Annotated in this window: 12 protein-coding genes and 2 pseudogenes; 10 read left to right on the top strand and 4 right to left on the bottom strand. The window is 46.4% G+C overall.

Features of this window, described 5'->3' with window-relative positions; genetic code table 11:
- Positions 1–110 precede the first annotated feature (110 nt).
- Entirely contained in the window at positions 111–926 is an 816-nt protein-coding gene (locus ACMUEV_RS30080; protein WP_415354717.1) for a DMT family transporter, read from the top strand.
- A gap of 16 nt (positions 927–942) precedes the next feature.
- On the opposite strand, the gene ACMUEV_RS30075 is transcribed toward ACMUEV_RS30080, so the two are convergent.
- The gene (locus ACMUEV_RS30075; RefSeq protein WP_415354608.1) at positions 943–2100 is read right to left on the bottom strand and encodes a transposase; all 1158 of its coding nucleotides are present in this window, start codon (positions 2098–2100) and stop codon (positions 943–945) included.
- 137 nt (positions 2101–2237) lie between these two features.
- Between ACMUEV_RS30075 and ACMUEV_RS30070 the strand changes: the two are divergent.
- Positions 2238–2456: pseudogene (locus ACMUEV_RS30070) on the top strand (EamA family transporter); the annotation flags it as partial.
- A gap of 76 nt (positions 2457–2532) precedes the next feature.
- Here the strand turns inward: ACMUEV_RS30070 and folE are convergent.
- A pseudogene (gene folE, locus ACMUEV_RS30065) lies at positions 2533–3018 on the bottom strand (GTP cyclohydrolase I FolE); the annotation flags it as partial.
- Between the two features lie 118 nt (positions 3019–3136).
- Positions 3137–3631 (bottom strand): hypothetical protein, encoded by a 495-nt coding sequence (locus tag ACMUEV_RS30060; protein WP_017285526.1) that lies wholly within the window; start codon positions 3629–3631, stop codon positions 3137–3139.
- Between the two features lie 276 nt (positions 3632–3907).
- Here ACMUEV_RS30060 and ACMUEV_RS30055 point away from each other — a divergent pair, with 276 nt between their 5' ends.
- The 5 genes from ACMUEV_RS30055 to ACMUEV_RS30035 all read left to right on the top strand — a co-directional run bounded on the left by ACMUEV_RS30055 (position 3908) and on the right by ACMUEV_RS30035 (position 9923).
- Positions 3908–4315, top strand: a complete 408-nt coding sequence (locus ACMUEV_RS30055; protein ID WP_190650016.1) for a response regulator transcription factor — start codon at positions 3908–3910, stop codon at positions 4313–4315.
- Between the two features lie 138 nt (positions 4316–4453).
- On the top strand, positions 4454–5881 hold the full coding sequence (locus tag ACMUEV_RS30050) for an NAD(P)/FAD-dependent oxidoreductase (protein WP_190650018.1): 1428 nt from the start codon (positions 4454–4456) through the stop codon (positions 5879–5881).
- Between the two features lie 39 nt (positions 5882–5920).
- Positions 5921–6418 carry a MauE/DoxX family redox-associated membrane protein gene (locus ACMUEV_RS30045; RefSeq protein ID WP_190650021.1) on the top strand — a complete coding sequence of 166 codons (498 nt, stop codon included), beginning with the start codon at positions 5921–5923 and terminating at the stop codon, positions 6416–6418.
- Between the two features lie 124 nt (positions 6419–6542).
- The gene (locus tag ACMUEV_RS30040; protein WP_190650022.1) at positions 6543–9269 is read left to right on the top strand and encodes a GAF domain-containing protein; all 2727 of its coding nucleotides are present in this window, start codon (positions 6543–6545) and stop codon (positions 9267–9269) included.
- A 27-nt stretch (positions 9270–9296) separates the two neighbouring features.
- On the top strand, positions 9297–9923 hold the full coding sequence (locus ACMUEV_RS30035; RefSeq protein ID WP_017285532.1) for a response regulator: 627 nt from the start codon (positions 9297–9299) through the stop codon (positions 9921–9923).
- On the opposite strand, the gene ACMUEV_RS30030 is transcribed toward ACMUEV_RS30035, so the two are convergent.
- Positions 9924–10421, bottom strand: a complete 498-nt coding sequence (locus ACMUEV_RS30030; protein WP_190650024.1) for a DUF2721 domain-containing protein — start codon at positions 10419–10421, stop codon at positions 9924–9926.
- A gap of 191 nt (positions 10422–10612) precedes the next feature.
- On the opposite strand from ACMUEV_RS30030, the gene ACMUEV_RS30025 reads away from it, so the two are divergent.
- The 3 genes from ACMUEV_RS30025 to ACMUEV_RS30015 are packed head-to-tail and all read left to right on the top strand — an operon-like array spanning position 10613 to position 13224.
- Positions 10613–11827: a hypothetical protein gene (locus ACMUEV_RS30025; protein WP_190650026.1), complete on the top strand. Its 1215-nt coding sequence runs from the start codon at positions 10613–10615 to the stop codon at positions 11825–11827.
- Between the two features lie 58 nt (positions 11828–11885).
- Complete coding sequence (locus ACMUEV_RS30020) at positions 11886–12626, top strand: SDR family oxidoreductase (protein WP_190650029.1); 741 nt, start codon at positions 11886–11888, stop codon at positions 12624–12626.
- A 49-nt stretch (positions 12627–12675) separates the two neighbouring features.
- Positions 12676–13224, top strand: coding sequence for a DsbA family protein (locus ACMUEV_RS30015; protein WP_190650031.1), 549 nt, complete (start codon positions 12676–12678; stop codon positions 13222–13224).
- Positions 13225–13249 lie beyond the last annotated feature (25 nt).

The raw sequence follows: 13249 nt of genomic DNA, 5'->3' as shown, positions 1-13249 counted from the left end.
AATGATTCCCTTGTTGCTAGAAGATATTCTGGACTGGTGATAAAATCCCTAGTAGGAGGTTTTATCGCTAGTTCGGATTTTTAGTATGTGCTTTATTCGGAACTACGATCGTGACAAATTTAAACAAGACTCCATCTCAGCGTAAAATCCCAGGGCAACTTTATCTCTGGCTAGCTGTGCTGATCTTCGGAGCTTCTAGCGCTGTGACTCGTAAGCTGACCGAACTTGGCGCTCAACACTTCATGGATGGGCACAATCCAATCTCATTGTGCAATGTCTTGTTTGTTGGAAATCTCTGTGCGCTACTCGTTTTATTGATCCTGTACGGGCGGCAGTGGAATCGAGCAAACCTAAGACAATTATCGCAGCGAAACTGGTTAAATCTGACACTTGTTGCGATTCTGTCAGGCGCGATCGCGCCCGCTTTATTTTTTCAAGCCTTAGCTCTGACACAGGTAAACAATGTTGTGCTGATTGGGCGATTGGAGCCACCATTCACTTTAGCACTTTCGATATGGCTGCTACGGGAACGCTCAAATCGATGGGAGGTGATCGGCACAGCCCTGGCATTGATGGGTGTTCTTTTGACAATTTTTTTGCAGCCATCCTTACAGGGGATGAATTTTAGAATCGCAGGGGTGGGTGAAAGTTTGGCAGTGATCGGTGCGATCTTGCTGGCAATCTCAACGATTATTAGCAAAAAGTGGCTGAGTGAAGTTCCTACAGCAATTTATGGAATCTTCCGGACTGCATTAGGCACGATTGTCTTTTTCTTTGCAGCCTTAGTTTTATATGGCAGCCATCATTTTGTCGAGATCTTCTCTCCATTTTTGTGGCGATGGATGCTGATCTATGGTGTGATAATTGTTGTTCTAGGACAATCATTTTGGGTTCGTGGCTTGAGAGCATCTACCTTAGTGATGTAGAAAACTTTTTGCTGTCTCACGATGAGAACGTGGTGACTTTGGAGAATAGAATCCTTTGATTTAAACGATCGCGCTTACTTTGAGAAGCACATGCCGTCGGTGGACTCCGACGTGGCAGAGGCTGAAATCGGGGCAAGGGTTGACCCAAATGACGAAGTTGTTTGAGATAGCGCAAACCAAGTTGCAGAAAACTCAAGCCTCGCTCTGGATGGGAATCGAGCCGTTTGCGTTGACCGCAACGCACGAGCAAAAAGCCTAAAACCAAAGCAATCAGCGTTGCCATATCGAGCAGCATGAACAGACGGGTAAGCCCTGTGGCATCGCGTAAATGAGAGCCAATGATGTCAAAGGCAGCAGATTTGTAGTCTTTAATGTGCGGTTCAATTCCGCCAAAGCGATGACCATAGCGCTCAAACGTCTGTAATGAAGGGGGTTGGCTACTGAGGACAGCCCAAGGCTCTTGTCCCCCTGGCAGTGTAGCAGTGGCGAGATGGCAGGGGATGTCTTCGAGAATTGTCACGTTCGGGAACAAGTAAGCCTGCTCGACTGGAGACAGCAATTGAGCAACAGACTGCGATACACCGGGAGCGAGGGTAATCGTGAGATTGCTTTTAGCCCGAATCAACCAGTCCCATGCGTGTCGATTGCACCACCGCATCAGTTCGCCATGCTCAAAGCCACGGTCTGCCAGCAGCGTCACCCGACAATCAGAGGGCAACAGGCTGAAAACTTGCTCTAAGACAGGAAGATAAGCTTCAAAAGCAACTGTTGCACTGCCATGTTCCAAAACCATCTGAGCTAAGGTGAACGAGCGTCCACCCCAAACAAAGCAGACCCCAATCCAACAGAACTGATCCCACAACACACTGGTATCGAGCGTCAGCAGCAAGTCTGTCCCGGCAAAGGCACAGAGCAATTGCTGCAATAATGGAACATAGAAGGTTTCAGCATTGACCTGCGGATTGGTCAGTAAGTAATTCAAGCGAGCATGGTGACTGCGGGCGGTACAACCGCGATGGCTCAAATAGGGCAACCAATGATTCAAGCAGGCGCTCTCGGATTGTAGAATTGCAGCAACCGCTTCGGATACGCCCTCTAAGTGCCGTTGGTCACGCGGTTGAATCCATTGACGGAATTGGTCGATTAGTTCACGATACAGATGGGGCAGTTGCATGAGATTGTTTTTGTGTAGGAACTTAAGCCTCTCACAATTTGCCCCGCCCAAGCCATTCTTGTCTCACATGAGACTCTCGATAAATCAGACGTTTCAGGACTTTTCTACATCACTAAGGAGCATCTACTGTTTCGACTGCCTCACTGATCAGTTCATTTACACCGATTGTAGGAGTTTTTGCGGCTTACTGGATTCTCGATGAGGCTCCGACTCAAGCTCAGTATATTGGTGGAAGTGTGATTTTGTTTGGGTTATTTCTTAGTCAAATGGGAAGCTTACAGATGGCTCACCGCAGAAATTTACCGCAGGTGGAACCGATGGAAGTTGAGAATGGAATCGGATTTAAAGGACTCTAAAAACTACGATCGCTGAGATACGAATCCCATCTGCACCAATGCACCTGACGCGATCGCGCTTCTTCTAGTCGCTGTCACCCACCATTGCACTGGTCACAGTCCAAGCTGCTGACTTGTGTACACCACGCATTGTCATACAAAGATGTGTTACTTCGATAACAACCGCGACCCCCTGCGGTTCAAGAACGGTTTGAATCGCATCGGCAATCTGATGAGTCAGGCGTTCTTGTACTTGCAAGCGGCGTGAATACATTTCGACAATTCGTGCTAACTTGCTCAAGCCAACAACCCTCTGATTTGGAATGTAGGCGATATGTGCCCGACCCACAAAAGGCAAGAGATGATGTTCACACAGACTAAATATATTAATGTCTCGAACTAAGACCATTTCGCTGTGCCCTTCATCAAAAATTGCCCCGTTGATCAGTTCTTCCAAAGATTGCTGATAGCCGCTTGTCAGAAATTGCATGGCTTTTGCCACTCGTTTCGGCGTTTTGAGTAGCCGTTCTCGATCGGGATTTTCACCCATCCCCAATAGAAGCGTTTTCACCACTTCTATCATGAGACTTTGATGCAGTTCTGATTGCACACTCGATTCGTTCAAGGAGATAGCGGTCTATGAGTTCAAATTCAGAGTAGGAATCAATTTGAGTATCTTTGAGATGCGATCAGATTGAGTCTTAACCTCGTCCCGGAACTTGAATTCTGGCAGTTCCGATCGGAATTTCGTCTCGGATCCCTGCACGGTGTCCAGTCAATCCGTAGAGTAAGATAGATCCCTCTTCTTGGTCAGTCTGGATGCCGACAATGTTGATTTGTAGCAGTTGCCCTGGATTGACAGGCTGATCAAATGCGATCGCAACTTGCTTCTTGTTCGTGGTAATTTTTGCGGCAACTGCTTTCCCAGTTCCATCAGTGACTTGAACCCGACTAAATTTGCCCATTTGTGGCGGAATCGAAATCGTCAAGTCTTCTAGAGACATCCCAAGCACCATGACTTGGATGATATGACTATCGTTGAGTAACCCAGAACTACTGATAAAAGGAGCAGTAAAATCGAAAACCATACTACCCGATGCACTCAGTTCAATTTTGGGAGCAGATGCTAAAGCTGGAGAGAGGATTGAAGCCGAAAGAAGCAATGCAGATAAGCTGCTATAGATGAATCGTCTCATAAGTTTCTCGTTGAGTACTAAGAATCAAAGTTCTCGAAAGGCTTCAAGGAAGCTTGCTCACTATCTTGACCGTTCAAGCTGAGAACTTGCTGATCGCAACCTGAGAATTTCTGAATGATTTACTGAGGAAAAGGAAAGTCACTCGTTGATCTGCAAACAAAGCTTATTCTCATCATTTAGTTCTCTAAATTCAGGCAGTTTTAAGCTTCTTCTCAGGACTTCTGAAGGCTGATGAGACAAGATGATTGAAATTGAATCAATATTTGCGAATGTAGTATGAAAACGCGCTTGCTTCTTATCGAAGACCAAATCAATCTCGCTCACTTCATTGCCCTAGAACTGAGGGCTGAGGGATATCAGGTGAGTGTCGAACATCATGCCAAAATTGGATTAATCGCAGCTCAGGTGCTATGTCCTGACATCATCATCATGAGTTGGGATCTACCTGGAGAGGCTGCTTCAAGAGCGTATCACCAGCTTAGATCGCTCGGAAATAAGGTTCCAATTGTGGTAATGACAGTTGATACCAAACCTCGTCATGTCTTATCGCCTGAACTCAATGAAATGGTTTGGCTGATGAAACCCTTCTGTATGTCTGACTTGTTCAAAGCCATTGATCAAGTTCGCCACACGCCATTATTTGTTAATTCACCTCAACCTGAGAGGATGCTGAGAATCGGCTGAGGATTTACTTATCAAATTTTCAGCTTGTTCTATAAAACTTCTTAACGACTCATCATTCAGAACTCGTCTCTCTCAACGAAACTCGTAAAGAGGACTTTCTGACAAGATTGCTTCACACTACAGCAGCAGGATACCGAGATGCATGAAACGACTCTGCCAACTGTAATTTTGGGCGCTGGTTTTACGGGACTATTTGCAACCTTGCACCTGTGTCATCGCCGCTACCCTCATCATATTGTACTGATTGATCGAGCAGAACGGTTTGTGTTTAAGCCTCTGCTCTATGAACTCCTGAGTGGCGAAATGACCGATACTCAAGTACAGCCTCGTTATGCCGAGTTATTTGAGTGTGATAGTGTGACGTTTGTGCAGGATGATATTGCAACGATCGATTTAGAAACGCGAACGGTTAAGCTCACTTCAGGACTTTGCTATCGATATGGCAATTTGGTTTTAGGACTTGGTAGTGTTCCGACTTACTTTGACATTTTAGGAGCAGAAGCTCATACTTTTGCATTTCGCACAGGTGAGGATGCGATCGCATTGCGGCGACAGTTGCGAGATTGTCTGCAAAGGGCAACTCAAGCAGACGTTGAACAGCGACAGACATTATTGACGATTGCGATCGTAGGAGCAGGACCTGCTGGACTAGAAATGGCAGCAACATTAGCAGACTTGTTGCCCAAATGGTACGACCGACTGCACGGTGATCCCAAAGATATTCGGATTGTTGTGTTGAATCGTAGCCATGAAATTCTCAAAGATGACATTAACGGACATCTGCGAGAAATTGTCCAAACTGCCCTTCAAACCCGTAAGGTTTCTGTTGAAATTATTCAAGGCGTTGCTGTTAAAGCTGTATTGCCGGATGCTTTGAAGTATGAGCAAAATCATGAGATTAAAGTACTTCAAACTGCGACTGTGATCTGGACAGCGGGCAATGGACTTCATCCTCTAGTTCAACAGTTAGCAATTTCGGATGAAAATCGCGATCGCACAGGTCGGTTGCGAGTTGTCCCCACACTACAACTGCCTGACTTCCCGGAGGTTTTTGTGGGTGGAGATTGCGCCGTGTTAGAGAAGCCTCTACCCGCAACGGCGCAAGTTGCCTACCAACAAGGAGCCGCGATCGCACATAATTTATATGCGATCGCACAAGGGCAGCCCCCAAAACCCGCAACAGTTGCGCTACGAGGAACACTGATGAAATTGGGTTTAGGCGAGAGCGTTGCGAATCTCTTCGATCGAGTACCAATTACAGGACGGGCAGGGCATCTAGTACGACATGGAACCTATTTAGAACTCCTCCCCGTGTATGTTCACAATTTCAAAGCGACGGTAGGTTGGCTGACAGATGAGATCTTTCAGCGTCCGAGTCGAACTAGCTTGAAACCTTTGACCTCGATGCGATTGCTTCAGCGCGTTGGAGATGTTGCGGCTGCGATCGTGGTCATGAGTAGTGGGCTTTTGCTGTGGCGTGCTGCTCAACCGACCCAGTTCGAGCAGACTTTGCGATCGACACAGTTGCCCGCATTGCTCGATCGACTTCAGCAAAAACAGGGATAGAGACGAAACTTTTGTACTCTCAAATTTTGGAGAACTCTCATGATTTTAGACACTCATACTCAACCTGGCTTACGCAGCGAACAGCGTTTATTTCGACAATCGGTGACGACAATGCGATTTTTGCTAGGGCTTTTCTTTGTGCTGTCAGGCATCGCGAACTATCTTTACTTCAATGCGCCGGGTGGCTTCTTTGAAACAGTGACACAACTCAAGCTCAAGCTCTGGGGATGGGGATTTGAAGGAATTGGTCCTCTACCTCTAATTATTGCTTTGCCCTATGCTTACCTACTTCCGCTCGTTGAAATGATTGTGGGCGTATCATTCATGATCAATCGATTTGTTCGCTGGACAGGCATCGTGATGATGCTCATGCTCTTCAGCTTTATTATTGCTTTTGGTTTGATTGGACCGGATGGGTTGATCCCCAATAATCAGGGGAACTGGGATAAGAATGTGTTTATGCTGATCGGGGCTTGGATCTGTGCCGCCTATGATCACTATCTTGTCGCACGTCGAGAAAAATCGGGCGAACTTTAGAGATATGGGACAGGGATTGCGATCTCGCTTGAAATTTAGGCGCGATCGCTTTCATCTTCAGCTACAAAATTGAACTAAGATGGAATTTAGTACCTTTAAGATTTAATTGATCCCTTTTAGTTCAATGACGCAAAGAAGTGATCACCTTCTGGAAACCACTGTTAGATCGGCTCATGTTCTACTCACTCTAGATAATTTTGACGAAGCGGTGAATACTGCGCTGAGCATCATCGGAGAAGGGATCGGTTGCGATTTCGCCATTGTTTTAGAAAATGTTTATGAGTCTTCATCTCCATTCCCTGAAATCTGCAATTTCATCTACGAGTGGGCTTCCCCTGGCTTTCCACTGCTCAGCAAGACCTTTGGAGCAACGGTTCTTCCGGTGGGATTGCTAGGAATAGAATTTTTAGAGAAATATCTTCTCAAAGGAAACGGCTTTGGAGGGCTGCTTGAAGTCTGGAATGAACCCTTTCGCAGTCTCTTAGCTTCTGTTCAAATCCAGTCAGCTTATGCGGTTCCGATTCGCGTGAATGGCGAGTGGTGGGGAACTTTATGTCTTGATTATTGTCGCTCGCCCATTCAGGTGAGTAGTGCCGAAATTTCAGTTTTAATGACGATCGCAGATTGTATTGGCAGCGCGATTCAACAAAATCGCCTGAAGCACGAACATCAACAAACCTCTCAACAGAGAGTTGCTGACCTAGAAGGATACAATCGAATGCTACAAGGGCGCGATCGACTATTGGAGTTGACTGCCAGAGCAGCCAATGTGTTGCTAACGCTAGATAACATTGACGTGGCGATTGATTCTGCACTCACAGTTTTGATTGAGGGAATCGGTTGCGATCGCTTGGAGATTCTCGAAAATGTCTACGAAGCCTCATCTCCGATGCCGATTCGTTACCTCAGTACAGCTCATAAGTGCCTCGACTCCAGATTTGAAATTGGCTCCTTCAACATTGAATCTGTCGAAGCCCTCGAGCTAAAGGATCTCTTTCAGAAGTATTTCCTGGAGATGGATGGCTTTGGTGGAGTTTTGGCGGAGTGGGATGAACCGCTGAGAAGCTGGTTAGCGACGCTTCAAATTCAGTCTACTTATGCGGTTCCCATTCGGGTTAATGGTCATTGGTGGGGCATATTGTGTTTTGATTACTGCCACGCCCCCATTCAATTCAGCCCTGGTGAAGTTGCGGTTTTGAGAACGATCGCTGACTGTCTTGGTAGTGCAATTCAGCGCAATCTCACTCAGCGAGAACGAGATCGCCTGTTTAAAGCGACAGCGAAAGCCGCAAATGTTTTACTGACATCGGAAGACTTTGACCAAGCTGTTAACGCAGCCCTTCAGTTTATTGGAGAAGGCACTGACTGTGATTGTGTCGTAGTTCTGGAAAATAGATTTGAGTCCTCATCTCCCTTGCCGAATTCCTGCGAATTCATTTACGAATGGGCTGCCCCTGGGTTTCTGCCTATTAGCGTTGCTTTTGGTTCAACCTCGCTCCCGGCTGACTTGCTAGGATTGGACTTCATGAGACAGTACTTTCTGGAGGGGGATGGCTTTGGGGGACTCACTGAAGTCTGGGACGAGCCTTTACGCAGCGCGTTAGCCTCTGTTCAAGTCCAGTCTACCTACGCGGTTCCGATTCGCGTGAATGGGCAGTGGTGGGGAGCATTGAGTTTAGATTATTATCGAGCGCCGATACAGGTGAGTACTGCTGAAATTTCAGTGCTGATGGCGATCGCAGATTGTATCGGTAGCGCGATTCAACGCGATCGCACTCAGAAAACGATGTTGCAGGCTGAACAAACACGAGTGACTGAGTTGGCTCAGGCAAATACAGCCCTGAAGCAATCTCTCGATACTTTTGCTGCTGATTCAGATCTCGATCGCTTCATTGGAAATACACTCAAAGCGATTGCTCAGCAGTTCGATTCTCCCTTGATTGAATACTGGGTTTATTCTCAGTCAGAAGAGCCAGCTTCAGTTCATCTGACATACTGGCAAGGTCAAGTGCTTAGTGCTGCCAATGCTTCCATCTTGAATGTCACTTCATCAGGATTGATTCCATTTCTCGATATTCCCCTCAGTGTCGGAGAGAGCAATATTGGAGCGCTGTCGATTTACTTGCTTGCCCATCGTCACTTTCCTGGACAAACCATTGAACTCGCTCATGCTTTAGCACAACAGCTCACCCTCGCTCTAGAACTGACCCGTCTTGCACAGGAAGCTCAGCAGACCGCTCTATTACAAGAACGGACTCGCATGGCACAGGAAATTCACGACACTTTGGCGCAAGCCTTTGGCGGGATTTTGATGCAGTTACAAGCCGCTCAGTACTTTGCGGTCAGTCAGCCTGAAAAAGCTCAGTCACATTTGCTGGTTGCTCAAAAAATCGCTCAAGAAGGGCTGGCTGAGGCACGCCGATCGGTTTGGACGCTTTACCTCGAAACTACTGAATATGAGGATCTCGCTCAAGCGATCGCTAAATTTATTGAACAAACTCCCTCTGATCCATCCGTATCAATTAATCTGACAATCGATGGTATACCTTATCGTCTCCATCCTGATCCAGGACTAAATTTGCTCCGTATTGCCCAAGAATCGCTCACAAATGCTCTGCGACATGCCCATGCTCAAAGGGTGCAAATTTACCTCAGCTATTGCCCTCAGACTGTACAACTCACGATCCAAGATGACGGTTGTGGCTTTGATCCCCAATCGTCTACTGCTGGATTTGGGTTACTGGGGATGCAGCAAAGAGCAGCCCGAATTGGTGCATCCTGGCATCTTGTCAGTCGCCCCAGCGAAGGAACGACGATTACCGTCACTCTGAGCAATCCTGTGATTCCATAAATTCTACATCTACGCTCTATTTCACCTATGCTGACCAAAACCATCCGAATTCTGATTGCCGATGATCATCCCATTGTGAGTCAAGGTTTAGTTGCAATTTTGAATGACCAACCGGATATGAAGGTCGTTGCTGAAGCAACCAACGGGAAAGAAGCGATCGAACAGTTCCGATTGCATCAGCCCGATGTCACGCTGCTCGATTTACGGATGCCACAAGTCGGGGGAGTAGAAGCGATCGCGACGATTCGATCGGAATTTCCCAATGCTGCAATCATCATGTTTTCGATCTATGAAACGGATGAAGATATCTATCAGGGACTTCGGGCTGGAGCAAAAGCCTATTTGCTCAAAGACACCCCTTGTCCTGAAATTTTAGAGGTGATTCGAGCGGTGAACGATGGACAGCGGTATGTGCCAGCAGGAATTGGGACGAAGTTAGCAGCGCGGATGGAACGCCCAAATTTGAGCGATCGTGAGTTTGAGGTGTTGAAGCTGATGGCACAAGGTAAAAATAACAAGGCGATCTCATCTGAACTATCGATTACTGAAAACACGGTCAAATTCCATGTGACAAATGTTCTGCTCAAACTGGGTGCTAGCGATCGAACTCACGCAGTCGTCAATGCTCTTCAGCAAGGATTGATCAAATTGTAGTTACTTGCGAAAGTTAATTTTGCAGGACTGACATTGATGATGAACTTCCAACTGAATCAACTGATGAGAGGATCTTAGCTCATCAGCAATCAGAGCCATCCCCAAGAGCAAAACGCTAATTCCAAGTAAAAAAACAATCACGACGATTTGCTGGAGCCATTCGCTATTGTTAGCGATCGCGAAAGCAATCACCAACATATCCAGCATAAAGACCAGAATCGCAAGATAAACGAGCACCAAAACATGATGAACCTGATGATGGTGCTTGAGTAGATTGGGCAGCAAATGGTCAAGATGGTGAAGTTTTTCAGCTTTTGCTTGATGTTGAGTCAGATCCAACTCTAGCAAGCTAAGCTGTTCCTCATGAATAGAACGAATGCGATCGCTTAGCCAGGTATACCGCGCAATAATCCCATTCAAGATAATCCCACAAGTGGTAATCATGACGACGGGAGCAATGATCAGGTTAATCGTTTTAACGAGGGTTTCATGATTCATAAAAAACTCCAAAAATTCTTGAAGGGTAGTCCTTTGGTCTGTCAACTACCCATTTGGGTGGGGAAAATACTCAACGCCTGAGGGGGGAAACAATCATTGTCTGGCGTAGTAAAGAATCAGAACAGTTTCTGTAGAGTATGAATTATCTTCAAATGTTATCTCAGCATTACACAAATTGAGGAAACCCAATCATGTCAAAACAAAGATGGGCTAACCACATTGCTCTACTACTCGGAAGTTTAGTCACGCTGAATGCTGCTCCAATTCAGGCTGAAGTGATTAATCGAGGCATTGAATCTGGTCCCTACCACGAAGCACGCCCCGCGCCCGATTTTCTCCAACCTGATGTCAAGATTGTCGTTGGGCAGCCTTCTCCATCTGAAGTGAACCCCTCGTTTCTAGGTCCTGTGCTGCTCATGAAATCTGCTCAGGTTGATTTGGTCAAAGGCACTGCAAAACTTCCCTTACACAAGGGAAAACTCGCTTCAGGTGAAACAGCCTGGTTTATCATCACTGATGCAACAGATGAGAATCTGTCTAACCTGCATGGTGTAAACTATTCACCCAAGCTTGCCTACGGGTTTACAGGACGCAATCAACGAACAGCAACGATCAGTAAAGATGGGACTTGGGTATTCAACCGAGGCAAAGTAGACTTCAAGCCGAAACTGAGCATTACACCAGGTGCTGCTAGCGCTCCTTTTCCACCTCAAGCGGCTCAACCTGGATCAGTAGGCGATAACAATTACACGCCTTTAGTCAAAGTTACGAATGCGACGAAAGATGTGTTGTTTAATGCTCCAATGGTGGCATTCAATCAGACGGAAGAGCAGCTTAATGCCTTTTGTAATGGCAAGCCGAATCATGATTTAGTTCATGACAAAGTGGTTGCAATCTGTCCGCGTGAAGGAACGGTGACTTTAGAGCTAACGATCGGATTTACCTTCAGTAAACCGATTCTCTATCTCTCTACTGAAGCCAACGATCCAGTCGTCGCTACGCTGGAGACTGCAACCTACGCCCCTGCCATGGAAGACTTACCCTTTGCCCATGAAGATGCACTGCCTGGCGAATCTGCTGAACGCATTTATGTCTTTGTCAATGGAGCAACTGGCTTAGACAATCCGCATCGGCAAGGTTTGTACAGTGCATTAACTGACAGACGAGGACCGTTGAATGTATTAGGTGGCATTCCAACGATTAACTTAGATTACAGTCCGATGTGGCGGATTTTTCCGGCAGTCTGGACAGAAGAAGCGATCAAAAAAGGCTACCGTGCTCGCATGAGTGATGCCATCCACATCGAAGATATGGGTGCTAAAGGCTATATTCGATCTCTCGACGGTGGCAGCCTTCGAGCCGTTGGATTCATTGTCAATTGTCCAGTAGTTTATCGCGTCAATTAGTTCATCATCATTGTCTCAACTGTGATGACTCAGAATACCTATATACAGGAATAGGATCATGCAAATCCAAAATGCAACGGCATTGGTAACAGGCGCAAATCGTGGTATTGGCTACGCATTCGTCAACGCTCTGCTACAGGCAGGCGCTCAGAAAGTCTATACCACTGCCCGTGATATCAATACGCTCAAAGATGTTACGAGTTTGGATACTAGCCGAGTCATCCCTCTCCAACTTGATGTCACAGACTCCTGCCTAATCAATACCCTGCCTGCACAATCACCTGATGTTAACCTCTTAATCAATAACGCTGGAATTCTCGCTTTTGGAAGTATCCTTGATGTGCCAATGGAGGTAATCGCTAGTCAGTTCAATACTAATTTTTACGGCTCGCTAAATGTAGCTCGTGCGCTGGTTCCAGTGATTGAGCAGAACAACGGAGGGGCGATCGTGAATCTGTTGTCGGTCGTATCGCTTGTAAGTATGCCTGCATTAGCTGCTTATAATGCTTCTAAAGCGGCAGCTTGGTCAATGACTCAATCTCTACGAGCTAGTGTTGCAGAAAAAAGGATTATGGTTCATGCTGTTTTTCCTGGTCCTGTAGATACTGATATGGCTGCGGGCATTGAATTTAGCAAAACAAGCCCTGCGGATGTTGCAGTGGCTGTGCTAGCAGGGATTGAAGCAGGTCACGAGGATATTTTTCCAGATCCTATGTCTGCTCAATTCTATGCAGCTTGGAGACAAGATCACAAAGCGATTGAGAAACAATTCGCTGCTGGATCAAGTGATGATGTTTAGCGATGGCGAAGCCACAACTTGAATTTAAGATATTGTGAGTCTTTATCTAATGGCATCATCCAGAGAACCTAATTGTCTTACCCTCCCTGTGAGCGATCGCGATCATTGCCAAGGCAGCTCGATCGCAAAAGTCACCTTGGTCGAGTATGGCGATTATCAATGTCCTCACTGTTGGGCAGCGCAGCAGATTATTCCGTTGATTCAGCAGCAGTTGGGAGAACAGATTCGATTTGTGTTTCGTCATTTTCCGAGATCGAGTCTGCATCCAGAAGCCTACCATGCTGCCGAAGCTGCCGAAGCCGCTGCATCACAAAGTAAGTTTTGGGAAATGCACAGCTATTTATTTCATCATCAAGCGCAATTGGCAGATAGCGATTTAGTCAGGTATGCGATCGCGCTTTGCCTCAATGTCGATCAATTTCTGGCAGAAATGACCAGTGATCGTCATATGGCACGCGTTCAGGAAGATATTAAAAGTGGCATCCAAAGTAGCGTGATCAAAACTCCGACTTTCTTTATTAATGGGATAAAGCATGGAGATGATGATCACTTGGAAACGCTGTTAGAGGCAGTTGTAAAAGCTGAGCGCAACTGTTGAAGCGCACTTGCTCTATTCAAATTGA

The sequence above is a fragment of the Leptolyngbya sp. FACHB-1624 genome, from assembly GCF_047649235.1.
GTDB lineage: Bacteria > Cyanobacteriota > Cyanobacteriia > Leptolyngbyales > Leptolyngbyaceae > Leptolyngbya > Leptolyngbya boryana.
Note: the sequence above shows the minus strand (reverse complement) of the source record. Positions and strands in the feature narration are given on the sequence as shown.

Bases quoted from the DNA above. Each gene is read 5' to 3' on its own strand.
- ACMUEV_RS30075 (WP_415354608.1), bottom strand. From the start codon at position 2,100: ATGCAACTGCCCCATCTGTATCGTGAACTAATCGACCAATTCCGTCAA.
- ACMUEV_RS30060 (WP_017285526.1), bottom strand. From the start codon at position 3,631: ATGAGACGATTCATCTATAGCAGCTTATCTGCATTGCTTCTTTCGGCT.
- ACMUEV_RS30055 (WP_190650016.1), top strand. From the start codon at position 3,908: ATGAAAACGCGCTTGCTTCTTATCGAAGACCAAATCAATCTCGCTCAC.
- ACMUEV_RS30050 (WP_190650018.1), top strand. From the start codon at position 4,454: ATGCATGAAACGACTCTGCCAACTGTAATTTTGGGCGCTGGTTTTACG.
- ACMUEV_RS30045 (WP_190650021.1), top strand. From the start codon at position 5,921: ATGATTTTAGACACTCATACTCAACCTGGCTTACGCAGCGAACAGCGT.
- ACMUEV_RS30040 (WP_190650022.1), top strand. From the start codon at position 6,543: ATGACGCAAAGAAGTGATCACCTTCTGGAAACCACTGTTAGATCGGCT.
- ACMUEV_RS30035 (WP_017285532.1), top strand. From the start codon at position 9,297: ATGCTGACCAAAACCATCCGAATTCTGATTGCCGATGATCATCCCATT.
- ACMUEV_RS30030 (WP_190650024.1), bottom strand. From the start codon at position 10,421: ATGAATCATGAAACCCTCGTTAAAACGATTAACCTGATCATTGCTCCC.
- ACMUEV_RS30025 (WP_190650026.1), top strand. From the start codon at position 10,613: ATGTCAAAACAAAGATGGGCTAACCACATTGCTCTACTACTCGGAAGT.
- ACMUEV_RS30020 (WP_190650029.1), top strand. From the start codon at position 11,886: ATGCAAATCCAAAATGCAACGGCATTGGTAACAGGCGCAAATCGTGGT.
- ACMUEV_RS30015 (WP_190650031.1), top strand. From the start codon at position 12,676: ATGGCATCATCCAGAGAACCTAATTGTCTTACCCTCCCTGTGAGCGAT.